This window comes from Pseudovibrio sp. POLY-S9 (assembly GCF_001431305.1).
In the GTDB taxonomy this organism is placed as follows: domain Bacteria; phylum Pseudomonadota; class Alphaproteobacteria; order Rhizobiales; family Stappiaceae; genus Pseudovibrio.
The window spans coordinates 117,853-140,982 of sequence record NZ_LCWX01000071.1 but is presented as its reverse complement, the minus strand read 5'-3'; the positions used below and the strand labels follow the sequence as shown (position 1 = coordinate 140,982).

Below are 23,130 nucleotides of genomic sequence, written 5' to 3'. Positions count from 1 at the left end.
AAAATTACCGCCCGCCACATCAGAGAGGGCATCTGCGATACGCTGCAGTGGCTGGGACATTTTGCGGGAAACAAACAAGGCTACGATGAAGATGATAAGACAGGCGGTAAAGCCCAACACAATAAGCCGCTGGAAAGTCTGAGCGCTGGTCTCTTCGCCCACATTGCGTAGGCGTTCCTGCGCGTCCAGCAAGACTTCCAGTGGCTTGAAGGCGCAAATCACGAGCGGTGATGGACCGTTGTCGCAGTACTCGAATGCAGTGTTCAGGATCTTAAGTTTACGCAGGTTTTCAGGCATTTGCAGCGCTTCGACCGGTGCATGTGGCGAGGCACCAACCAGCTTGTCCTGATAGAAAATCGCAATCTCGGCACCTGAGATTTTGCTGTATTCGTCAATCACACCAGAGTTGAAGGGAAACCACCGCTGCGCCACCAAGGCTCCACGCCACTGGGTACCCGGGTCGATGAGTGAGGAATAAAGGACCTGAGAGACGCCTGCATCAGGCTCCCCCGGCAATAACGGGCCAAATTGGGTGGCTGGAAGAAGCGTGTATCGGACGGCTGGACCTGTGCCCGTGGACGGCGTCCAAACAGTGCTAAGCGACTGTTTCAGATGAACTTTGAGGAGTTGCTTCTGGATCAGCCCCGGATCAGCGCGCTTGGATGCTCCGACGATCTGGCCACGGTAGTTCAGCAGGATAATGGCATCAAGCGGCGTGCCTTCCTGCACCAGTGACAGGATGTTCACATCCCCTGCCCAGACGCGTGTTTCTGCAGCTTTTACGATGTCACCGCGCTCACCAATGGCAGAAAGGCTTGCTGCTGTTTCGGATAGCTGAGACTGAATACGGTGTCTCACCAGCGCTACGTCACGCTCAAGCGTGGTGGAGAATTGGTTTACGGCGATCTGGGAGAGCTGTTCGCTTTGGAGTTGGAGCGTTCTTTCCCACTGAATTACAACGAGAAATGTCAGCGCGAAATAAGATAGAGCAATGGCGACAACAGAGATGATTGCTAGTTTAAGAGAAATTGAGTGCCGGACTCGTCTCATAGAAATTGCCTGCGCCGAACAGTTTGCTATTCGCCAAATGAACAAAAACCTCGTGCGTGAGGGCACAGAGGTCTCATGAACAAGGCCTGATTGTCGCGAAACTGTCTTAAGCAGGCGTGAGCACTACCAAACTATGAGTTTTGTCGGTTAATGCTCACGAAAGCAGGTTGGTTAAATGCACTTTAATTGCATCGTACTAGGCAGAGAGCTCTAGCTTTCTCTCAGCGTTCACCTCAACGCTTGTCCTAATTTCATCTGCGTTTTCAATAATCTGAGTCAAGTTGATTGCATCCAGCTCTTCCATGAAAGAGTTCAGCGCATGCTTCAGCTTGCCTTTGAAACGGCAGACACCCGATAACGGGCATGGTTTGGCAGGATTGCATGCAAAGCACTCCACCAGTGCGAAGTTATCTTCAACATTCCGGATGAGTTTACCGATGTTGATAGAAGCTGGCGCATGAGCAAGCATCAGACCACCCAATCGCCCTCGTCTGGATTTGATGTAGCCCTTCCGGTTTAAGATCTGCACGACCTTGGCGACCTGAGGGCGCCCGCTGTTGGTTGCCTCAGACAAGCGGTCAATTGTCCACTTATCGCTCCGGTTGACAGCCATGAGCATCAGTATGCGTACCGCTACATCTGTCATCCCAGTTAATTTCATAGGTACCTCGACCTTACTCTAAAGCTGAAATTGCTTCATCGAATTACAGTTAATAAAAACATTTGGGGTATTATTTTTATTGATTGACACCGGTCATATACTACAAAAGAGCAGTACTCACATGGGAACATTGATCTCCATCAAAAGTTATCAAAATATAAATACAATTACCAACTACACACATCCAAACCATTACGCTGGGTCAATTAGAATCTACATTCTATACTTAGCGTAAATAACTTTTTTTGCGTTTTTTTCTTTCGTGACCCCAATATTTCCTTACGTAATAACTGAAAGAAACGAAAACTATGATTTATTAAGCATGGATTTTTAATGAGCGAAACTATCGATGATCGATTGACGTATCACTGTATATCTTCAGCGGAGTTGGAAGAACTTGGAAACTCCCAGGATATCATCATGGCGATCATGCCGGAGGTCTTGGATGAGTTTTATAGACACATTCGAAACTTTCCTGAGACCATGAAGTTTTTCAAGAATGAAGAGCACATGCGTCATGCGCGGGAGAAGCAGCATGAGCATTGGCGGCTCATATGCAGCGGGAAGCTGGATAACGACTATGCACAGTCTGTGCAGCGGATCGGCAGAACGCATCAGCGACTCGGCCTGACACCGCAATGGTATATCGGAGCTTACAGCAGGTTGGGGACGTTGCTCAGCGCAACTCTTCTTAAGCAGTCTGGTGGCGGCTTATTCTCCCGTTCCAGCCGGCCAAGCAAGAACCTGCCTGGCATCCTCAACAAGGTCATCTTGCTTGATATGGACCTTGCGCTGGCGGTTTATGACCAGACCGGGGAAGAGGCGCGTCAAGAGTTTCTGACGGACCTTGCAGAGCATTTTGAAGGATCCGTGGGCCAAGTCACGTCCTCCATTGCCAGCGCTGCAGGTCAGCTACATGGGTCTGCAGTTTCTCTTTCCGGCAACTCAGAGCACACCAACGAGATCAGCTCCAGCGTAGCCGCAGCGTCTCTGGATGCCTCTCAAAATGTGGAGGCGGTGCGCTCCGCAACTGAGGAACTGGGGACTGCCATTTCGGAGATTGCCGAGCAGGTTCACAAGACAACGATTACAGCCTCCAACGCGACACTCGCATCCACAAAGGCCTTCCAACAGGTCAATCATCTGTCCCAAGTGGCAATCGAGATTGGTGATATTATTGATTTAATTACTCAAATATCAGAGCAAACCAATCTGCTCGCCCTCAACGCAACCATTGAGGCGGCGCGTGCCGGTGAGTTGGGCAAAGGCTTTGCTGTGGTTGCACACGAGGTGAAGTCGCTTGCTCAGCAAACAGCAAATGCAACTGTGCAGATCAGCGATCAAATCTCTGGGATTCAGGAGAGCACAAGCGAGTCCAAAGAGGCCATCTCTGAGATCAAAGAGATCATTGAAGAGATGAATGACAGTGCAAATGCCATTGCCAGTGCGGTTGAACAACAAGGCATCGCAACGCAGTCCATTGCCGTGAACATCAAAGATGCTGCATTGGGAACCACGCAGGTGTCAGATAGCATCGGCCAGGTACAAAAAGCAGCGGATGAAACCGACAAAACCGCTTCTGGCGTGCTTGATGCTGCACAAATTTTATCCAATCAGGCTGCTGACCTGCGTTCGTCGGTTGGCACGTTCCTCGGCAACTTGAGATAGAAATCCTTCGCACTTGCGTTAGCTGCACTACGAAAAACTGGTGTTTGTCCTTCAACCAAAAGACAAACACCAGTGCTCTGCATACCCTGAGAAATTTAAACGACATTCTTCATGAATTCAGTATTTTACAGTTTTAATGGACACCTTACGTAAAATGCATTTATTTCATTCAGGTCACATTTGCAGTGCAACACTTCCTTAAAACTAAATAGGACAAAAGATTTACAACATATAATAGAATCTTACTTGGCATTAACCTTTGGTTTAAAAACCATAAGTCGAATTGCGATTCATTATACTACCGAACTAGGCTTTCCTTTGCGTGAGCTGACGTAACTGTTTCTGGTGAACAAGAAATGGTGAACGCGGCAGGTTCTTAGGAGGACGGGACCTCTATCACGTCAATTCGGGTATTTTGCCTTTCGGGAGGATTTCATGAGCATTATTCGTAGGCCGATGAATCGGCGTAGCCTATTGAAGGCGGGAGCAGCCAGTGGTCTGGTTCTGGCGACCCCAACTATTATCAGCCGCAGCGCCTGGGCTGAAACCAATTTCCGTAATGACCCAACCAATTCCAAAACAGTCACTTTCGGTTTCAACGTGCCACAAACAGGCGCATATGCTGACGAAGGCGCTGACGAGCTGCGTGCTTATCAGCTAGCCGTCAAGCATCTGAACGGTGAAGGTGACGGCGGTATGCTGAGCACCATGAAGCCGCTTTCGCTCAATGGTAACGGCGTTCTCGGCAAAAAAGTTGATTACGTCACCGGTGATACTCAAACAAAGTCTGATGCGGCTCGCGCCTCTGCAAAGCGCATGATCGAAAAAGACGGCGTTGTCATGTGGTCTGGTGGCTCGTCTTCCGGCGTGGCGATTGCACAGCAGTCTCTGGCGCAGGAAATGGGCGTCGTGTTTATGTGCGGTCTGACCCACTCCAACGACACCACCGGCAAGGACAAGCGGCGTTATGGCTTCCGCCACTTCTTCAACGCTTATATGTCCGGTGCAGCGCTTGGCCCAGTGCTTGACAAAGAGATGGGCAAAGACCGTCGTGCTTATCACCTGACAGCTGACTACACATGGGGCTGGACACAAGAAGAGTCCATTGCCAACACCACAGAAGGCCTTGGCTGGGAAACCGTCAACAAAGTCCGCACTCCATTGGGTGCTGGTGACTTCTCTCAGTACATCGCACCTGTTCTGAACTCTGGTGCTGATGTGTTGATCCTGAACCACTACGGTAAGGACATGATCAACTCGCTGACACAGGCTGTTCAGTTTGGTTTGCGTGACAAGCTTGTCAACGGCAAGAACTTTGAGATCATCGTTCCGCTGTACTCCCGCCTTATGGCTCAGGGTGCAGGCGAAAACATCAAAGGCATTTACGGCACAACCAACTGGAACTGGTCCTTGCAGGACGAAGGTTCCAAGGCCTTTGTTAAGTCGTTCGGTCAGGAATATGGCTTCCCACCATCCCAGGCTGCACACACCTGCTACGTCCAGACACTGCTTTATGCAGATGCGTGTGAGCGTGCGGGCACCTTCAATCCAGCAGAGGTTATCAAGGCTCTGGAAGATCACCAGTTCGACGGTATGGGTAACGGCCCAACCCTTTACCGCGGCTCTGATCACCAGTGCTTCAAGGATGTGCTGGTCGTGAAAGGTAACGAAAACGCGACTTCCCAGTTTGACCTTCTGGAAGTTGTTGAAGTGACACCTGCTTCTCAAGTCACGTATGACCCAGAGATCTTTGGTGGCGAGCTTGGACCTTACAAGGTCTAACAGCACCGTTTGCCCGGCTGTAGTTTTTTGCAGCCGGGTAATGGCTCCTGCTTGAACCACTGATGTTCCGCATTGGATGCCTTGCACCTTCTCACGAATTTAAAGGGAGAAGAGCGGATGGACGCCATCGTTCTTCAAATTCTCAACGGCCTTGATAAGGGCGGTGCCTATGCTTTGATTGCGCTTGGGCTAACGCTTATCTTCGGTACGCTTGGAGTTGTGAACTTCGCCCATGGGGCCTTGTTTATGCTTGGCGCATTTTGTGCCGTAGCTTTCAATAAACTGATCGGCCTTGAGCAGGTTGTCGTCGATCCTACCAAGACCACCGCCTGGGGTACGCCTTTGGAAACCCGAGTGCCTTACATTGAGGTTTGGCTGGGTGACACTGGCACGACGATGCTGAACTACTCCGTTCCATTGTCTATTGCATTTGCCATTCCGGTCATGCTGCTGGTTGGGTATGTGATGGAACGTGGTTTGATCCGCCACTTCTACAAGCGCCCACATGCTGAGCAGATCCTTGTGACCTTTGGTCTGGCCATTGTTTTGCAAGAGATCATCAAAACTTATTTCGGGGCAAACCCTATTCCGCAATCTGCACCGGACATGGTGCGCGGCGCGATGGACCTGGGCATTTGGATCGGCTTTGATCCGGGAACTGTCGTTTATCCGCAGTGGCGCATTGTGTATCTGTTCTTCTCGCTTAGCGTGATTGGCGGGGTCTTTGCCTTCCTGCAGTTCACCACCTTTGGCATGGTTGTTCGCGCTGGCATGGCTGACCGCGAAACTGTTGGCCTTCTTGGCATCAACATTGAGCGTCGCTTTACGCTGGTCTTTGCCGTTGCAGCCGTCGTCGCAGGCCTTGCTGGCGTTATGTACACGCCGATCCTTCCACCAGATTATCACATGGGTATGGACTTCCTCGTGCTGTCCTTCGTGGTGGTGGTCGTGGGGGGCATGGGCTCTCTGCCCGGTGCGGTATCTGCTGGCTTCCTGCTGGGCATCTTGCAAAGCTTTGCGAGTATGAATGAGGTGAAAACCATTCTGCCGGGTATCGACCAGATCATTATTTATCTTGTTGCAGTTATTATTCTTCTGGTTCGTCCACGTGGACTTATGGGCCGTAAAGGTGTGATGGAGACCTGAGCCAATGATGACCAAGATTTCTCCACGCTCCGACCTGCTCATGCTTGTGCTGTTTACAGCTGCAATCCTGACGATGCCGATCTGGCTGGCACCGATTGGTGCCGGGTATCCGGACCTCTTGCAGAAGTTTGCGATTTTCGGCCTGTTTGCTCTGGGCTTCAACCTGCTGTTTGGCCTGACTGGCTATCTCAGCTTTGGTCATGCAGCTTTTCTGGGCATCGGGTCTTACGCAGCGGTCTGGAGCTTCAAACTGCTGGGAATGAACCCTATTCCAGCACTGCTCTTTTCCGTGGTGTTTTCCAGCCTGTTTGCGGTAGCCATTGGGTATATCTCGCTGCGCCGGTCAGGCATTTACTTTTCCATTCTGACGCTGGCGTTTGCGCAGATGAGCTATAATCTGGCGTACTCTGTACTAACCCCAATCACCAATGGTGAGACTGGCTTGCGGGTGCTGCAATCTGACCCACGGTTGTTTGACAGCTCTTCAGAGGCGTCCGGTCCGCTGATCTCCAATCTGTTTGGGATTGAGATGACCGGGTACTCGGGTTTCTACTTCTGTGCTGTTCTGCTCATCATCGGGTTTTACATTTCACAACGCATTTTCCGCAGCCCCTTTGGGATGATGCTGCGTGCGGTGAAATCCAACCAGAACCGCATGAGCTATACAGGCCTCAATACACGGCCTTACACCCTTGCTGCTTTCGTCATTTCCGGCACGTTTGCTGGTGTTGCAGGTAGTCTGCTGGCCGTGACGGATCCGCTTGCGGGTGCTGAGCGCATGCAGTGGACGGCATCTGGTGAAGTGGTTTTGATGACTATCCTGGGTGGTGCTGGCACTCTGCTTGGACCGATCCTAGGTGCAGGTCTCATCAAGTACTTCGAGAACATCTTCTCTGCATACAACGAGCAGACACTACATGCCATTTTCTCCTTCCTGCCTGACTTCATGGAGGGAGCAGTGGTGAGCCTTGCAAGCTTGTTTGTGGGCGAAGGCTGGCATTTGACGCTTGGTTTGTTGTTCATGGTGATCGTGATCTTTCTGCCGGGCGGTATCATGGAAGGCTTCAACCGGATTACCAAGCTGTTCCGCCGGAGACCTTCGCGTGTTGGCAAGAGAGCAGGTCATTCGCATTCTCCAGCATCAGCCAATGCAGCGGAATAGAGAGAGGCAACCATGGAAATTCTTAGTGTTAAGGGCGTGAACAAGCGCTTTGGTGGCCTGAAAGCTCTCGATGACGTGAACCTTTCCATCGAGCAAGGGCATGTGCATGCCATCATCGGGCCAAACGGTGCAGGCAAATCCACATTGCTCAATTGCTTTGTAGGGCGCCTGATCCCTGATACGGGCTCTGTGACCTTTCTGGGCAAGGATCTCATTGGCGCTAAGCCGCATGAGATCAATCAGGCAGGTGTTTCCCGCGTGTTTCAGACACCGGAGATCTTTGGTGATCTGACCTTGCAGGAAAACGTGATGATCCCAACGCTGGCCAAGCGAGATGGAGCATTCACTATGAACGCCTGGGCTCGTGTGGATGGTCAGGGCGAAATTCGCGACAAAGCCATGCATATGCTTGAGGATGTTGGGCTTGCTGAGAAGAAAGACATGAGGGCGGACTCGCTTTCTCGCGGCGACAAGCGGCGTCTGGAACTGGCAATGTGTCTGGTTCAGGATCCAAAACTGCTGCTGCTGGATGAGCCGACAGCAGGCATGTCGCGGGCTGATACCAACAACACCATTGATTTGCTGAAGCGTATTGGCGAGCGCGGCATCACCAAGATCGTTATCGAGCATGACATGCATGTAGTGTTCTCCCTCGCCAGCAAGATCAGCGTTTTGGCGCAGGGCACTGTGATCGCTGAAGGGCAGCCGGAAGACATCAAGGGCGATCCACGCGTTCAGGAAGCATATCTGGGAGGGGCGCACGTATGACCATTCTCGAAGATCAATTCAAAGGCGCGACCGCGCCGGGTGTTACACCAGTGCGCTCCAAGGGTGGTGCTCCGGCTTACTTCTCAGCATGGGACCTTCACGCCTACTATGGTGAAAGCTATATCGTTCAGGGTGTTAGCTTTGATATTCGCGAAGGCGAGATCCTTGCGCTGCTTGGACGAAACGGGGCTGGGAAGACGTCCACTCTTCGCGCTATTGCCCGTGCCAGCGACCCGCAACTGACACATGGCGAGATCTGGCTGGATCATAAGCCTATTCATGAGATGCCAAATTATCTGGCAGCTCAGAACGGGATCCAGTTGGTGCAGGAAGATCGCCGAATTATTCCAGGGCTGACCGTTGAGGAAAACCTTCAGCTGGCGCAGATTTCGGAGCCGCACGGGTGGTCGATTGAGCGCCTGTACGATCACTTCCCTCGCCTTGCCGAGCGTGCCAAGCAGGAAGCGGTGACCATGTCTGGCGGTGAACAGCAGATGCTGGCTGTGGCCCGTGCGTTGGCTCGTGATGTGAAGCTGCTGTTGCTGGATGAGCCGTATGAAGGGCTCGCTCCGGTGATTGTTCAGGAGATTGAGCGCATTCTTGAGAACGTGAAGGAACTGGGCATCACGACGATTATCGTGGAGCAGAACGCTGTGGCTGCCCTGCACCTTGCGGATCGTGCGGTTATTCTGGATATGGGCGAAGTGGTGTTTGATGGGACGGCACAGGAAGTGCTCGACAACGAAGAGCTTCGACAAACCTATCTGGCGATCTGACGTTTTTTGCTTGAGCGTCAGCTCCGCAAAAGCAGGTTGCGTTATTTCTGAGTCTGCAACTTGCTTTATTTTGCAGGGTGTCTCTGAGCATTTTCAGCATGTTCAGAAATCCCGATCAAGTTCCCCCAAGGGCTATTGACCCTTTACCTGAGCCAGAGGATTCGTTCCTCTGGTCTTTTTCTTTTTCGGGGCATCATTTTTCAAAGGGTATCTAAGAACTGCTGATAGGTCAGAGGACCTTGGCGTGCAGGTTCATGACCCAGAAAGCGGTTTTGCCAGAAACTCAGGTAGAGACTGGAGAAGTCAAAGGTTCCTGCCAGAATACGTTGTTTCTCTTCAAGCAGACGTTCACTGGTCAACTCACTCCATTCTTCGAGAACCACGACTGGCAAGTCCTCAAATAGCGGGTTCAGGCTTGAGGGTTTGACGATGGGAATCGCCCCAAGAAACAACGCTTCCCATGTCCGGTGGCAGTCCATTCCATCCCCAAAAGGGCTGATTGTGAAGAGGAACTTTGCGTTTTTACGCCAGGATTGCTCTCGGGGAAGATGGTCACCTTCGAAGTAAGCGGTAGAGTTATCCGCTATCTCTATCACCTCTGCTCTGTCTCCACGATGGGCTGCATGGTGCCAGTTGCAGTAGCCTCGGGCTTCCCGAGCTTCCAGCGGCGTGGCATCGGTAGCTACGACGCGCAGGCACTCTTCCTGCTCAAGCGGTGTCTGGAAGTCCCCCCAAGCGTGAGATTTGCGGGCTGTCATAGTGTGGTAGTCCAAACCGATGGGCAGGTTGAAGACCTTTTCGTGCTCGATAGCCAGGTTCTGCGCGTACCATGCAACCAGCAGCGGATGGGAGAGCAGGTTCTTCAGATCGAGTGAGGACAGCGTGTTTGGCAGGGTCGTGTCCGGTCCAACGGGCAGGTCACTGTCGCCGCTGAGCAGGACGAAGGGCTGGCGAATGTGCAGTAGTTTGGTTTGGACGAAATGCGGCAGGGCATCAGTGGTGATGTAAAGCGTGGCACCTTCGTGGTGATGCTCCAGCAAGTCATCATCAAGGTCAGGCACCGAGGATTTCAGCTTCTGGTTCCGGCTTTGGCAGGCTTTGGCAAGGCCTCTGCTGGAGATAAACTTGCAGTGGTGTTCCTCTCTGTCTCGCGGCATCCACTGATAGGATTTGTATTGCAGCAATGAAAAGACCAACCAACCCTCCTGCGCTTTCCGATATCTAAGCGTGCACTGTTGTTTGGCGCCACTCTGAAATCTTTCCCACCATTTCCAGAGAACTCCCTATCCCCTTAGAGCTTGGTGCGTATTCTTGGCCAGACACCGCGGCCAGTTTTGGGGAATACGCTATAGAGTTGAATGGAATTTGAGAGATCCCATTGGTGCAGGATTACCATGATTTACCAAAGTGCATGCAGGATGGAACTGGCACGCTAAAATCCATTGCAGTGCTTTTCAGCCAAGGATTTTACTGAAAGAAGGCCCATAGATGCGCTTCCTGTCCCAGCGCGATGAGGAACAGTCTCCTAAAAAAAACAAATCACAGCTTGAGGTGAGCTATGGCAATATTCCGCGCCATCGCACGCAGTTGCATCAGCGTCTTCTCGACTTGGGCTTGCCGACACAGCCTGTTATTCGCGAGGTGCTGGATTGTGCCCAGTACTACTCCCTCAAAGCCCATGAGGATTTGCTGGTACAAGGGCAAAGTGCGGACCGGTTTTTCATCATTCTTGAAGGGGATCTGGAGGTTATCAAAGAGGATCAGGATGGAGCCGACACTGTTCTTGGACACCTGAAAGCCGGTGATGTGGCAGGAGAACTGGCTTATATACGTGCCCATGTAGGACCACAAAGTTACATCGCGAGCGTGCGAGCCAAACGGGATACGGTTGTCGCTGCATTGAGCTGGAACCGGTACGGCACCTTGCCGACCTCGACTGAAACCAACTCCATGCTGTTTCGTTATTTTGCCCGGCAGGCGGCGCATCAGCTGGAGCAAAGCAGCTCCCGCGTGCTGGAAGAGATCAAGATCCGATCCCGTCGATTGCAGGCCTATGCGGTTTTGCTGGTGGCGAACATGATCGCCATGTCGTCGTTTGCGTTGTTCATCAGCCTCTACAAAAATACGTTTGATGATTACGGCTACGGCTTCATTGCGATGACGGTTTACAGTTTGAGCCTGAACTTCATTCTTGCGGCAATTCTGTTTTACATCATGAAAAACCTCTATTTGCCGCCACGCATCTTCGGGCTTGAGTTCAGTCATCTCCCAAGCCAGTTTGGTTATGGGGTGGTTATGACTGTTCCGATTATTCTGGTGATGGCAGTTATCCGGTACATTGTGCACCCCTCAGAAGAGTCGTTTTCCTTCTACTTTCTCGCGCATCAGGTACAGGGGCCATTCATGGGGTGGCCAGAGGTGGCGTTTGCGATATTTTATGCGCTGGTGATGTGCCCTATTCAGCAGTTCATTGTGCGGTGTGGCATGCAGGTTCCTGTGACAGCCGCGCTGGGGCCGCATAAGCTTTCCTCTGTGTTCTGGGGCAATTTTGCTGCTTCTGTTGCCTTTTCCATCATCCACTTGCCCTATTCAAAACTGGCCGTTTTACTGACGTTTATGGTGAGTTTTTATTGGGGCGTAATGTTCCAGTATCGCCGGTCATGGGTGGCGGTTTCCACCAGTCACGCGATTGCCGGGCTTGCGGCATTTTACTGGTTCGCCTTGCTGCGTGTAGCCTAACAAAAAAGGCGCCAGAGGCGCCTTCTTCATTGTCATCAGGATCATTCTCAGATCAATTTTCAGATGGTTTGTCTTCCTTGGCATCAATGGCCAGTTCACCACCGGAACCTCTTGCCGCACGGCCTTCCTCGATGGTCCAACCAGCCTTTTCACGCATCCATTGGAAGCTGACGTAAAGGGTCGGGATGAGGAAGATACCGATAGTAGCTGAGAACAGCATACCTGCCAGCACCGGCACACCCACCGCAACCATGGCTCCGGCACCCGGGCCGGATGCGATGACCAAGGGTACAAGACCTGCTGAGAAGGCAAGTGATGTCATCATCACCGGACGGAAGCGCAAACGAGCGCCTTCAATTGCGGACTCGTAGATCCCCATACCATCAATGCGTTTTTCGAGTGAGAACTCGTTCATCAGGATCGCATTTTTACCCGCCAGCGCGATCAGAATGACCATACCAATCTGCGCATACAGGTCGAACGCCAGACCAAAGATCCAGAGGCTCAACAAGGCACCTGCTAATGCAGGAGCAACCGAAAGCAGAACGGGAATTGGTGTATTCCAGCTTTCATACAGCGCCACAAGGAACAGATAGGCAAACAGGAAGGCTAGTCCCAGTACCAGTGCAGTTTGACCCGCAGCTTCTTTCTGTTCCAATGCCAGCCCCGTCCACTCATAGGCATAGCCTTTTGGCAGGGCTTTGGCCGCGACACCATCCATCGCCGTCAAAGCTTCACCCAAGCCTGCACCGGGGGCTGCATTGCCGTTGAACGCGACTGCGCGGTAGTTGTTGTAACGGGTGATAGTGTTTGCCCCGCGTGACAGCTCAGTGTGCACGACGGAGGACAGTTCAACCATCTCACCTGTGTCTGAACGGACAAAGATGGAGCCGATGTCTTCAACACCAGAGCGATACTTCTGCTCTGCCTGCAGGCGGACGGTCCATGTGCGACCGTAGAGGTTGAAGTCGTTGATGTAATAACCGCCCAGCGTGGCTTGCAATGCGTTGTAAACACTTGCCACGTTCAGGCCAAGCACCTGAGCACGCTCGCGATCCAGCTTCACATTCAATTGCGGGGTGTTTGCATTGAAGGTGGTGAAGAAGGAGGCGATATCCGGCGCTTCGTTGGCTGCGACAATCAGGGAGCGGGAGATTTGTGCAAGAACCGTTGGATCCTGACCTTCCAGTGCCTCCATGATGAACTCAAAGCCACCTACCGTGCCGAGACCATCGATTGCAGCTGGGTTGACTGGGAAGAAGGTTGCTTCGGGAATGCCTGCCAAAGCTCCGTATGTTCTGTAAACGAAGGCGAAAGAAGACAGTTCACGTGACGGACGTTCCTCATAATCCTTGAGTTTGACAAAGAAAACGCCTGCGTTTGGTGATGAGCCGCCACCTGCCAGCAGGTCGAGCCCGATGACCATTGTGGTGGAGTTGACTGCTGGGTCTTTGCGGATGATATCGTCGGCTTTGCGCATCACCGCTTCAGTACGGTTGCGAGACGCACCCGGCGGCAGATTGACCAGCACCATGGCGTAGCCTTTGTCTTCATCCGGGACAAAGCCATCTGGGGTGTTGGAAACAATCAGGAGCCCAAAGAGCGCGAAGCCCACCACTACAGGCAGAGAAAGCAGCGACATTTTTGCGATGCGCTTGATAAGGCCGGCGTAACCATGGCCGACGTCATCAATCTTTTTGGAAACCTTGGCCATGACGCCTGTCAGATCTTCTGACTTCATCAAGATGGCACAAAGAGCAGGAGATAGTGACAATGCGTTGATGGTGGAGATCACCATTGCCGCGGAGATGGAGACCGCGAACTCTCTGAAGAGTACACCGGACGATCCCGGCAAAAAGGCCACAGGCACGAACACGGAGAGCAGCACCAGCGTGGTTGCGAGCACGGGGGCTGCAATTTCGCTGACCGCTTTTGATGTTGCCTGAGCCGGTGTGAGATCAGGATGTTCGTGCATAATGCGTTCAACGTTCTCAACCACGATGATCGCGTCATCCACCACGATCCCAATGGCCAGCACCAAGGCCAGCAGTGAGATGGTGTTGGCCGTGTAGCCCATCATGAAGGCCACTGCGACAGCACCGATGATGGATACGGGGACCGCGATCAGCGGAATGAGGGTTGCGCGGAATTTGCCGAGGAAGACGTAGACCACGATGGTCACAAGCACGAAGGCCTCCAGCAGCGTATGGATCACCTTCGAAATCATCTCATTCACGAAGAGTGAGGTATCGAAGATGGAGATGTATGTGAGGTCTTCCGGGAAGCGCTCTGCCAGAAATGCGATACGCTCGTTGACCGCTTCTGACACAGCCACAGCGTTTGCACCCGGAGACAGGTAAATCCCCACCATCGCTGTTGGTTGCTGGTTGTATTCTGCCAATATGTCATAGGAGGCGCTGCTGAGTTCTACGCGGGCGACGTTTCTCAGGTGAACCACAGAGCCATCAGGATTTGCACGCAGAACGATGTTTTGGAACTCTTCAACCGTGTTCAAACGGCCTTTCGCCGTGACGGTGAGCTGGAGCTGCTGATCAGCGGCCAGAGGAGCTGCACCGATACGACCGACAGCAGCCTGTTTGTTTTGTGATTGAACTGCAGAGATCACATCTTCTGCTGTCAGGTTGAGGGCTCTGAGTTTGACCGGATCCAGCCAGATGCGCATGGAGTAATCCTGCGCACCGAATACGCTGGCATCACCCACACCTGGAATACGCTTCAGTTCGTCTACGATGTTGATGGTGACGTAGTTGGAAATGAAGAGGCCATCATGTGTTTCATCGGGCGAATAGAAGGAAATCGCTTGCAGGAGGTCACCGGCCTTTTTGGTGACGTTGACACCCTGATCCCGGACTTCCTGCGGAAGCTTGCTTTCAATGGTGCTTATTCGGTTCTGAACGTTCACCGCATTGATATCCGGGTCCGTTGTCAGATCGAAGTAGACCGTTAGCGAGTAGGTGCCATCACTGGAAGACGACGACTTCATATAGCGCATGCCGTCTACGCCGTTGACTGCCCCTTCAACAAGCTGGCCAACACTCTCTTCCACCGTTAGCGCATCCGCACCGATGTAAGTGGCATTTACCTGCACGGTTGGGGGAGCAATGGTCGGGTATTGTGATACCGGAATTGAGTAAATCGAGATCGCACCGACCACGACTATGAGAATCGAAATCACCATCGCCAGCCGAGGCCGGCGAATAAACATGTCATAGATCATGGTTTATTGACCTGCCAGCTGTGCGTTGACTTTAATTCCGGGACGAACTTTCTGGATGCCGGATGTGATCACCAGATCACCTTTTTTGAGGCCACTTCCAACAATAACAAGGCCGTTAATCTGATCGACGACGGCGATGCGCTGTTGCTCAACCACGTCTTCGTCATTCACCTTCAGCACATACGGGCCTTCCTGATCCAGCAGCAGTGCGGATTGAGAGACAACCAGAACTGGGGTGGCATCTTTGGCGTTGGCAACGACATCAACCAGCTGGTGGTCAAACAGCAAGTGATCAGGATTTTCAAAGATAGCATAAGCGGTGACAGTGTCTGTGCCCGGGTTGGCTTCGGCTTCAAGGAAGTCCAGTTTTCCGTTGTGCTGGTAGAACTTGCCGTCTGACAGGCGAATTCGAATGAGTATGTTATTGGTGACGAAGTTGTTGGCGCGCTGAGATTGCAAGATCAGTGCTTGTGGAACCGGGAACGCCACGCGAATGGGGTTCAAAGACGTGATGGTTGCCAGAGTTCCGCTGTTGGCATTGACGTAGGCCCCTTCTTTAAAGGCAGCGGTTCCGATCTGACCATCCAGCGGAGCGCGGATTTCGGTATAGCTCAGATCCAACTCGGAGAGCTTCAGGTCGGCCTGACGCAGAGCCAGTGCGGCATTGGCCTCTTTCAGGTTCGCGCGGGCTGTATCAAGTTCGGAGACCGAAATTGTATCCCGATTGACGAGCTGCTCCTTGCGGTCAAAGTCAACTTTTGCCAAATCGACCTTTGCCTGAGCACTTTCCAGATTGGCTTGGGATTGCTCTACTGAGAACTCATAGGGCTCCTGCTGGATCACAAAGAGCAAGTCGCCTTGCTGAACTGTCTGGCCTTCTTTAAATTCCAGCGGCTCCAGAAACCCGCCGACACGGGCAATGAGCGCGACCTGACTGATTGCTTCGGTACGGCCAGAGAAAACGCGTTCTTCTTCAATAACTTCTTCGCGTGCAGGTTCAACAATGACACCTGGAGGGGGGGGAGCTTCCTGAGCAAAGACTGCCGAGGAGAAAAGAAATGTGCCAAGAGACGCCCCCAGAAATGCGAGGGTGGCTTTGCGCGTTGATGAAAGCAGATTTCCATTCCGGCCGGCAGGGAATTCCATTTTATTGTTCATTTTTTACTCTTACACATTGAGAATTGCTGGCAGCACTTGCCTAACATTACCTTAGGGAAGTGACTCAATCCTTGATGGCTTTGGGCACAGCTCTATCCTTCGCTGCCAAGGTCCCCTGGCAACGTTCAAATCAAGTCAGACTGAGAAGTGCATTTGTCCTCCCACTTTCGTGAGGGAAAGCCCGTGACTGGTGTCACAAAAAGCGGTTTCTGGAAATTTTTACCCCTTGTTCGCCTGCGCCAAGTGCACAAGCTGAGTGGTTTCTGTCCAGAATTGCTGGCGGATTTCTTTGCTCAGGATTTGCTTGTCCGGCGGGATTTTTGTTCCGCATTCGTAGAACCCACCGGTTTTGCCCGCAAAGTCCGGAGAGAGCAGCATGTGCATAGCTGGTAAGGCCGCATAGGGGGCAGATTTGCCGACCAGCGAGCTTTTCATGCCTAGCCAGAACCGCCTCATGGCGCTGTAGCCCTGCATTTGTTTGGTCAGCACAAGGCCGGGTCCAAACGCGTTGATGCAGATGTCTGTGTCCTTCAGCTGATCAGCCAGTTCCATCAAGAAGAGTAGATTGCAGTTGGTGTGTGCACTTCCCCGATCCCAGCTGTCGAGTGTGCCATCAGGATCGTTGAGCGCACTCGTGTCGGGTCGTTCAAACTTTGTCACCGGGCTTGCAAACGAGACAACCCTTGGCGCTGATTGGTCCTTGAGCAGCGGTGTGATCTTATTCAGCAGCTGAAATCGGCTGAGGTAGTTAACCGCAAACCCAGCCTCAATCCCCTCTCCTGTGATGCCGCGAAACCCCGGTGTTTCGGCAGCGCAGAGGACGATGCGGCTCAGGTTTGGCAGCTTTTGCGAGATCTCATCGGCGAGACGGTCCACCTCTGAGATGAGAGAGAGGTCTGCCACAAAACCACGGTGGGAGTGATGGGGGCCGGCGTCGCCAACATCCTTGAGGACGGCGCTCACTTTCTCCTTAGAACGCCCCACAATGACGAGGGTTTGGCCAGCATCTGCCAGACGGATTGCAAGCGCCCTGCCGATGCCATCCGTCGCGCCCGTTACCAGACAGGTGTTGTTGGTTGCCCGCCATTCCTCCAAATACCCGGGAGGTGGTGGCACCGGAATGGCCTTGGCTTTCTTCATGTCAGAAGTAGAGCAGAAACCCTTTAATCAGTTGCAGAATTTTTCGATAAACTCACTGAGGGAAAGCGTAAGGTTTTCTTGCCGGGTCAAGACAGCGCCGCTCACACGAAAGTTTATGCGTGACGAGCTTGAGTGACTTTGCAGAAATGCCCACATTTGCTAGTAGATTTTATCTGGGCGCGCTATCGGGATTGAGGGATCTAATTTTATGCAGGAAGCAATAACCGATTTCAGGGGCGCTTTGCGACGTCTGTATTTCGGGCAGACCACTGCTGGACGTTCCTGGCGTATCGGCTTGCTGATGTTTGATGTGGTCACGATCCTCTACTTCGTGCTTTCTGCAACGCTTCCTCAGCTGGAGAGCTATCCGCGGCTGGACTGGGCTATCGGGTTCATTCTGCTGATTGATTACGGGTTCCGCCTCACAATTGCGCTGAGGCCTGCCCGAGCGGCGCTTGACAGCACGGCCATTGCAGACCTCATTGTGATCCTGTCTTTGTTTGCTGAAGCCCTCATCGAGAACCTCGGCTTCTTGCGCGTGATCCGCATGTTGCGGTTGTTGCGCTCTTACCATGTGGTGAAAGATCTGCGGGAGACGTTCTCGTGGTTCAAAGAGCATGAAGAGATCATCAACTCAGCGATGAACCTGCTGGTCTTCGTGTTTATGGTGAGTGCGATTGTTTATGTGATTGAGGCGCACCTGAACCCGGACATCAACTCCTACATGGATGCGCTGTACTTTACCGTCACAACGCTGACGACGACTGGTTATGGCGACATCACCATGACGGATACGATGGGCCGCGGGATTACAATCGTCATCATGGTGTTTGGCGTGGCGCTGTTTTTGCGGCTGATCCAGACCATTTTCCGTCCGTCTAAAGTAAAATATGCCTGTCCTGATTGTGGCCTTAATCGTCACGATAATGACGCCGTTCACTGCAAGCATTGCGGCAATACTTTGCACATTCCCACGGAAGGGGAATGGCAGTAGGCCCTCTCGCGGTAAGCTGTAAATGACGGCATCAATTTTGAGAGTAAGACCGCCTTTGAGGCGTATGTTAGCATAAACAAAATTAATCTCGGCAATTCCTGGATTCATCCATGAGTTTCAATAGGTTTAATCCGAGAGAGCGGCAAGAAGTGGAATGGGCATGAGCCTTCTTACAAGTGCGATTACGTTTGCTACCGTGGTTATTTCCGGGCTGGTTCCCAATGCGACAATGGCAGAGGAAGCGACCTGTGGTGTGACTGCTCCCTGTGAAGTTGAGAGCGGTGAATACTATGTTGCACTTCCGGATTCTCCTGCTGATGATGAACAGATTGGCGCCATAATCTACCTGCACGGGTGGAAGGGCAAAGCTGATCGCGCCATCCAGAATAAAGCCCTTCGCAATCTTGCAAACGAGCTTGGCGTTGCTTTGATTGTGCCGCAGGGCATTGGCGGTTCCTGGTCCTATCCGGGCTCCCCAAGTCAGGATCGTGACGAGTTCAAGTTCTTTGATGAGATGCTGACAGACGTTTCTGACCGCTTCCCGATTGATCGTGAGAAGATCCTGCTCTCAGGCTTTTCCATGGGTGGTTCCATGGTTTGGAATCTGGCCTGCTACAAGGGTGAGAATTATGCTGGCTTCGCGCCGATTGCCGGTGCCTTCTGGGATCCAATCCCAGCCGCCTGCCCTTCTCCTTTAACCAACCTTTACCATACCCACGGGGTTGAAGATAAAACCGTTCCGATGGTGGGCCGAGCTATTGGTGCGAACTGGCGTCAGTCCGATGTGTTTGACAGTCTGGATGTCTGGAAGCGGCAAGCTGGTCTTTACGATACCGAGCCGACATCTATCAGTGCTGGCGAGTTGCAGTGTGATGTGTGGTCTGCCAAAGGCGAGAAACTTGAGCTTTGCCTGCATGATGGCGGACACTCCATGAAGGCCAACTGGATCCGGCGTGCATGGCTCGATCTTGCCAACACAAAGCATTGGTAAAACCCACAGGTCCATCACGGTAGAATCTTCAAATTTCACGGGCCATCACGATACTGTGTGATTTTTCAGATTGTTGTGGTGGGCCTTTTCTGAGTGCTCTAACGTCTCTCCAAAATCTGCTGGATTGCTGTACATGACAGGGTCAGTCACCCTTCATTTGCGGTCAATCTTGCCTCAAAACCAATGGATTAGACGGTTTGAATTCTCTAGTAGACGGTGAACAGCACCAGTCCTCTACCACCAAAGGGCCTTTGGATGGTCTTGTGGTGCTTGACCTTTCGCGCATTCTGGCAGGCCCAACCTGCACCCAGTTGCTGGGTGACATGGGCGCTGAAATCATCAAGATTGAACACCCAACACGCGGGGATGACACCCGCAAATGGGGGCCTCCCTTCCTGAAAGGCAAAGGCGGCGCGGATACTGGCGAAAGCGCGTATTATCTCAGCTCCAACCGCAACAAACATTCTCTCGGCATCAACATGCGTTCTGAAGAAGGCGTGGAGATGCTCAAGGAGCTGGCGGCTACCGCTGACATCGTTATCGAGAATTTCAAGGTTGGTGACCTTGCCCGCAAGGGCCTCGGTTATGACGACCTGCGTGCGAAGAATGATCGCCTGATCTACTGCTCCATTACCGGTTTTGGCCAAACTGGCCCTTACTCACATAGAGCGGGCTATGATGCGCTGATTCAGGCCATGGGCGGGATCATGAGCATCACGGGCCTTCCTGAGGAGGAAGGCGGCAGCCCGACCAAGATCGGTGTTGGCATTGCTGATGTGATGTGCGGGATGTATGCCTGCAACGCCATTTTGGCAGCTCTGCACCACCGCGAGAAAAGCGGTGAAGGTCAGCACATAGACATCTCCTTGCTGGATTGTCAGGTGGCATGGCTGATCAACCAAGGCCTTTCCTATCTGACCGACGGAAACATCCCAAAACGGCTTGGCAATGCGCACCCAACCATTGTGCCTTATGAGACCTTCCCGGCCTCTGACAAGGACTTCATGGTGGCTGTTGGCAACGATGCGCAGTACCAGCGTTTCTGTGAGATTCTGGGTTGTCCTGAACTGAACACCGATCCTCGCTTTGCAACCAACGCTGACCGCGTCCGCAATCGTGCTGCACTGGTGCCTTTGCTGCGTCAGTTCACAATCAAACAAGGTGCCCAGCATTGGACGGATGAGCTTGAGGCTGTTGGCGTTCCGTGTGGTCCGGTGAATGATCTGGCTGGCGTATTCAGCGATCCGCAAATTCTACATCGTGGTATGAAGATTTCTCTGCCACACAAACAGTCTGACGATGGTCAGGTAAGCTTGATTGGTAATCCGATCAATTACAGCAAGACGCCTGTTACATACCGGAAGGCACCGCCGACCCTTGGCGAGGACAGCCTTGAAGTGCTGACCAAGTATCTACAAAAAACCAAAGAAGAAATTGACGATCTCGCTGCTCGCGGTGTCGTGTCACTGGGAGATTCATAATTATGCGCGGCGCTGATCTTATTGCTCAAAAACTGCATCAGGCTGGCAGTCAGTATGCCTTCGGGATTCCGGGTGGCGAAGTGCTGGCCCTTATGGATGCCCTGAACCTTGCTGGTTTGAAATTCAATCTGGTGAAGCACGAGAATGCTGGTGGCTTTATGGCTGAAGGCGCATGGCATGGCCTTGCACGCCAAGGCACGGATGCTCCTGTTGTTTTGCTGGCAACGCTTGGGCCCGGTGTGACCAACGCCGTCAACGTGATTGCCAATGCCTTTCAGGATCGCGTTCCGCTGATCTTCCTGACAGGCTGCGTAGATACTGCTGAGGCTGAGACCTATACTCATCAGGTGATGGACCATCAGCAACTGTTGCGCCCTATTGTGAAAGCCAGTTTCAAAGCAGCTCCGGGTCCGCTGAATGCCATGATGGACAAGGCAATTTCCATTGCCATGTCTGGTCAACCGGGACCAGTGCACATTGATGTGCCGATCTCCGTTGCCGAAGGTGAAAGCGACGAAACACAGAAAACACCGAACTATGGTGTTCGCGCTGCGCAGCTGCCATTTGGTGATGTGCTGGAGCAAGCGCGTGATTTGCTTGGCTCTGCTCAGCGCCCAATCGCAATTGCTGGTGTTGATGCCGTCAATGTGGATGCTGGCAATGAGATTGAGTCGTTCTGTGAGGCCTACCAGATTCCGTTGATCACCAGCTACAAGGGCAAGGGGCTCATTCCTGAAGGCCATAAGCTTTCGCTTGGTGGAGCAGGCTTGTCGCCCAAAGCTGACAAGAACCTGATGCCTTTGCTGGCTGATGCGGACCTTGTTGTGCTGATCGGCTATGACCCTATTGAAATGCGCGTGAACTGGCGTAATCCATGGAGCGAAGAGACTTCGGTGATTGAGCTGACGCCTGTGTTGCGCAGCCATGGCATGCACCATGTGAGCCATACACTGGAAGGCGATGTGAAGCCGACCCTGATGGCTCTGACACCAGAAGATGAAGCCGGAATTGTTCCTGAAGAGAGCGATTGGCTTCGTGACCGTATCGCGCCAGCCAAGGAAAAGCTGAAGGCCGACTTTACTGCGGAAGAAAGTGGTTGGGGCCCAGCCACTGTGTTCCACGGCCTTCGGGAAGCCCTGCCGGAGACCACTGTTGCAACTGCGGACAGTGGTGCGCACCGCATTCTGGTAAGCCAAATCTGGGAGAGCCACTACCCGCGCACAATGCTGCAGAGTTCTGCCCTTTGTACGATGGCATGTGCCTTGCCGCTTGGCATCGGGCATAAGATGGCAAAACCAGAAGACCCGGTTGTTGTGTTTGTAGGTGACGCTGGTCTGGAGATGGGTCTTGGTGATCTCGCGGTTCTGCGAGATATGCAGGTGCCGTTTATTGTCTGTGTGCTGGTCGACGAGAGCTTGTCTCTGATTGAGCTGAAGCAGCGCGCGAACCAGAACCCTAATCTGGGCGTGGACTTCTCTGCGACCAACTTCCCTGCACTTGCTGACGCTTATGGCGGGCATGGTGTTTGGGTGGATGATGCTGAGAGCCTTAAGAAAGAAGCGAAGACAGCACTGGAGCGCGATACCTTCACTGTTCTTGCTTGCCGTATTGACCGCAGAGCCTACGACGGAAAACTATAGAGGCATTCGCCTTTTCGAGTGTGTCGCGGGAAAGGTGACACACTCTTTTTTGATTTCTAAAGAGTGCCTCAGGTGTTGCCTGTGGCACGGTCTGCAATGCGCTGGAAGATCACATCCAGTTCCTCGCTCAGTGAGACCAGATCCTCAGAGGCGGTGGCTCGGTAAGGCTGGAAGACAAAGCTCGGTGTTTTCCATGACAGCGTTGCTGTGCCATCCGGACTTGCCGTCAGATAGAAGCGAACTGGCGCCTCAATACCTGCCTGCACACTTGCTGCCAGCATACGGCGCGCAAAGTCATTGCGGAACACACCAATCACGTAGTTGCCCGGGATCTCGAAGCCGTTTGCTTTAGCACCCCGGGAGGCACTTGCCATGCTGACGAGCAGCATGTCTTCTTCGCGAATGGCTTTTTTCAGAGAGTCCAGCAGCTCATCAATCGCCATGGTGGTTTCGATAACCCGCCAGCCATTGCGTGGAAGCACCTTGCCCTGCTGCGCTTGCTCTGTGGTGATTTGAGCCTGGGATGGTTGAAAAGCGGCCATAACGAACATCAATGTTCCAACAAAGCCGAGCATCCCCGTAAGGAGTTTCATGGTTCAATCCTTTTCGTAATGAAATGAGTTTAAAAGCGGGAGTTGAACAGGCTGTTGTTCAAGCTCCCTTGATTTTAATTGGCCAAGTTTTAGTCGTATCCGGCAACTGGCTTCTATTTTGCGGTAACAGGTGCAGGATCCAT

Annotated in this window: 17 protein-coding genes and 1 pseudogene; 11 read left to right on the top strand and 7 right to left on the bottom strand. The window is 52.6% G+C overall.

The features are described from left to right. Both PPL9_RS33060 and PPL9_RS05325 read right to left on the bottom strand, forming a co-directional pair. Nucleotides 1–1,050 (bottom strand): annotated as a pseudogene (locus tag PPL9_RS33060) (GGDEF domain-containing protein); the annotation flags it as partial. A gap of 196 nt (nucleotides 1,051–1,246) precedes the next feature. Next, nucleotides 1,247–1,711 (bottom strand): Rrf2 family transcriptional regulator, encoded by a 465-nt coding sequence (locus PPL9_RS05325; RefSeq protein ID WP_208860038.1) that lies wholly within the window; start codon nucleotides 1,709–1,711, stop codon nucleotides 1,247–1,249. A 333-nt stretch (nucleotides 1,712–2,044) separates the two neighbouring features. Here PPL9_RS05325 and PPL9_RS05320 point away from each other — a divergent pair, with 333 nt between their 5' ends. The 6 genes from PPL9_RS05320 to PPL9_RS05295 all read left to right on the top strand — a co-directional run bounded on the left by PPL9_RS05320 (nucleotide 2,045) and on the right by PPL9_RS05295 (nucleotide 9,013). Beyond that, nucleotides 2,045–3,379, top strand: coding sequence for a globin-coupled sensor protein (locus tag PPL9_RS05320; RefSeq protein WP_082596563.1), 1,335 nt, complete (start codon nucleotides 2,045–2,047; stop codon nucleotides 3,377–3,379). A gap of 435 nt (nucleotides 3,380–3,814) precedes the next feature. Beyond that, complete coding sequence (locus PPL9_RS05315) at nucleotides 3,815–5,161, top strand: substrate-binding protein (protein ID WP_193757817.1); 1,347 nt, start codon at nucleotides 3,815–3,817, stop codon at nucleotides 5,159–5,161. Between the two features lie 117 nt (nucleotides 5,162–5,278). Then, a complete protein-coding gene (locus PPL9_RS05310; protein WP_057461714.1) occupies nucleotides 5,279–6,307 on the top strand; it encodes a branched-chain amino acid ABC transporter permease in 1,029 nt (342 codons plus the stop codon). Between the two features lie 40 nt (nucleotides 6,308–6,347). Beyond that, a complete protein-coding gene (locus PPL9_RS05305) occupies nucleotides 6,348–7,469 on the top strand; it encodes a branched-chain amino acid ABC transporter permease (RefSeq protein ID WP_244271716.1) in 1,122 nt (373 codons plus the stop codon). A 12-nt stretch (nucleotides 7,470–7,481) separates the two neighbouring features. Next, nucleotides 7,482–8,237 carry an ABC transporter ATP-binding protein gene (locus PPL9_RS05300; protein WP_057461712.1) on the top strand — a complete coding sequence of 252 codons (756 nt, stop codon included), beginning with the start codon at nucleotides 7,482–7,484 and terminating at the stop codon, nucleotides 8,235–8,237. Continuing rightward, complete coding sequence (locus PPL9_RS05295; protein WP_057461711.1) at nucleotides 8,234–9,013, top strand: ABC transporter ATP-binding protein; 780 nt, start codon at nucleotides 8,234–8,236, stop codon at nucleotides 9,011–9,013. The genes PPL9_RS05300 and PPL9_RS05295 overlap by 4 nt, the downstream gene beginning before the upstream one ends. A 200-nt stretch (nucleotides 9,014–9,213) precedes the next feature. Here PPL9_RS05295 and PPL9_RS05290 read toward each other — a convergent pair whose 3' ends face one another. Continuing rightward, the gene (locus PPL9_RS05290; RefSeq protein ID WP_208989182.1) at nucleotides 9,214–10,209 is read right to left on the bottom strand and encodes a hypothetical protein; all 996 of its coding nucleotides are present in this window, start codon (nucleotides 10,207–10,209) and stop codon (nucleotides 9,214–9,216) included. Nucleotides 10,210–10,501: 292 nt separating this feature from the next. Here PPL9_RS05290 and PPL9_RS05285 point away from each other — a divergent pair, with 292 nt between their 5' ends. Continuing rightward, nucleotides 10,502–11,752, top strand: coding sequence for a cyclic nucleotide-binding domain-containing protein (locus tag PPL9_RS05285; RefSeq protein WP_057461710.1), 1,251 nt, complete (start codon nucleotides 10,502–10,504; stop codon nucleotides 11,750–11,752). Between the two features lie 52 nt (nucleotides 11,753–11,804). Here the strand turns inward: PPL9_RS05285 and PPL9_RS05280 are convergent, their stop codons facing one another. From PPL9_RS05280 to PPL9_RS05270, 3 genes are all read right to left on the bottom strand, one after another. Beyond that, entirely contained in the window at nucleotides 11,805–14,990 is a 3,186-nt protein-coding gene (locus PPL9_RS05280; protein WP_057461709.1) for an efflux RND transporter permease subunit, read from the bottom strand. A 3-nt stretch (nucleotides 14,991–14,993) separates the two neighbouring features. After that, the gene (locus tag PPL9_RS05275) at nucleotides 14,994–16,148 is read right to left on the bottom strand and encodes an efflux RND transporter periplasmic adaptor subunit (RefSeq protein WP_208989181.1); all 1,155 of its coding nucleotides are present in this window, start codon (nucleotides 16,146–16,148) and stop codon (nucleotides 14,994–14,996) included. 219 nt (nucleotides 16,149–16,367) lie between these two features. Further along, on the bottom strand, nucleotides 16,368–17,288 hold the full coding sequence (locus PPL9_RS05270) for an SDR family NAD(P)-dependent oxidoreductase (RefSeq protein ID WP_057461707.1): 921 nt from the start codon (nucleotides 17,286–17,288) through the stop codon (nucleotides 16,368–16,370). 208 nt (nucleotides 17,289–17,496) lie between these two features. On the opposite strand from PPL9_RS05270, the gene PPL9_RS05265 reads away from it, so the two are divergent. From PPL9_RS05265 to PPL9_RS05250, 4 genes are all read left to right on the top strand, one after another. Continuing rightward, the gene (locus PPL9_RS05265; RefSeq protein ID WP_057461705.1) at nucleotides 17,497–18,282 is read left to right on the top strand and encodes a potassium channel family protein; all 786 of its coding nucleotides are present in this window, start codon (nucleotides 17,497–17,499) and stop codon (nucleotides 18,280–18,282) included. A 160-nt stretch (nucleotides 18,283–18,442) separates the two neighbouring features. Beyond that, nucleotides 18,443–19,273, top strand: a complete 831-nt coding sequence (locus PPL9_RS05260) for an alpha/beta hydrolase-fold protein (RefSeq protein WP_208989180.1) — start codon at nucleotides 18,443–18,445, stop codon at nucleotides 19,271–19,273. A 197-nt stretch (nucleotides 19,274–19,470) separates the two neighbouring features. Then, nucleotides 19,471–20,754, top strand: coding sequence for a CaiB/BaiF CoA-transferase family protein (locus PPL9_RS05255; protein ID WP_057461701.1), 1,284 nt, complete (start codon nucleotides 19,471–19,473; stop codon nucleotides 20,752–20,754). Between the two features lie 2 nt (nucleotides 20,755–20,756). Then, on the top strand, nucleotides 20,757–22,394 hold the full coding sequence (locus PPL9_RS05250; RefSeq protein ID WP_057461699.1) for a thiamine pyrophosphate-binding protein: 1,638 nt from the start codon (nucleotides 20,757–20,759) through the stop codon (nucleotides 22,392–22,394). A gap of 68 nt (nucleotides 22,395–22,462) precedes the next feature. Here the strand turns inward: PPL9_RS05250 and PPL9_RS05245 are convergent, their stop codons facing one another. Then, a complete protein-coding gene (locus PPL9_RS05245) occupies nucleotides 22,463–22,987 on the bottom strand; it encodes a DUF302 domain-containing protein (RefSeq protein ID WP_057461697.1) in 525 nt (174 codons plus the stop codon). Between the last annotated feature and the right edge of the window lie 143 nt (nucleotides 22,988–23,130).

Coding starts and splice junctions, on each gene's coding strand:
- PPL9_RS05325 (WP_208860038.1), bottom strand. CDS start 1,711: ATGAAATTAACTGGGATGACAGATGTAGCGGTACGCATACTGATGCTC.
- PPL9_RS05320 (WP_082596563.1), top strand. CDS start 2,045: ATGAGCGAAACTATCGATGATCGATTGACGTATCACTGTATATCTTCA.
- PPL9_RS05315 (WP_193757817.1), top strand. CDS start 3,815: ATGAGCATTATTCGTAGGCCGATGAATCGGCGTAGCCTATTGAAGGCG.
- PPL9_RS05310 (WP_057461714.1), top strand. CDS start 5,279: ATGGACGCCATCGTTCTTCAAATTCTCAACGGCCTTGATAAGGGCGGT.
- PPL9_RS05305 (WP_244271716.1), top strand. CDS start 6,348: ATGCTTGTGCTGTTTACAGCTGCAATCCTGACGATGCCGATCTGGCTG.
- PPL9_RS05300 (WP_057461712.1), top strand. CDS start 7,482: ATGGAAATTCTTAGTGTTAAGGGCGTGAACAAGCGCTTTGGTGGCCTG.
- PPL9_RS05295 (WP_057461711.1), top strand. CDS start 8,234: ATGACCATTCTCGAAGATCAATTCAAAGGCGCGACCGCGCCGGGTGTT.
- PPL9_RS05285 (WP_057461710.1), top strand. CDS start 10,502: ATGCGCTTCCTGTCCCAGCGCGATGAGGAACAGTCTCCTAAAAAAAAC.
- PPL9_RS05280 (WP_057461709.1), bottom strand. CDS start 14,990: ATGATCTATGACATGTTTATTCGCCGGCCTCGGCTGGCGATGGTGATT.
- PPL9_RS05275 (WP_208989181.1), bottom strand. CDS start 16,148: ATGAACAATAAAATGGAATTCCCTGCCGGCCGGAATGGAAATCTGCTT.
- PPL9_RS05270 (WP_057461707.1), bottom strand. CDS start 17,288: ATGAAGAAAGCCAAGGCCATTCCGGTGCCACCACCTCCCGGGTATTTG.
- PPL9_RS05265 (WP_057461705.1), top strand. CDS start 17,497: ATGCAGGAAGCAATAACCGATTTCAGGGGCGCTTTGCGACGTCTGTAT.
- PPL9_RS05260 (WP_208989180.1), top strand. CDS start 18,443: ATGAGCCTTCTTACAAGTGCGATTACGTTTGCTACCGTGGTTATTTCC.
- PPL9_RS05250 (WP_057461699.1), top strand. CDS start 20,757: ATGCGCGGCGCTGATCTTATTGCTCAAAAACTGCATCAGGCTGGCAGT.
- PPL9_RS05245 (WP_057461697.1), bottom strand. CDS start 22,987: ATGAAACTCCTTACGGGGATGCTCGGCTTTGTTGGAACATTGATGTTC.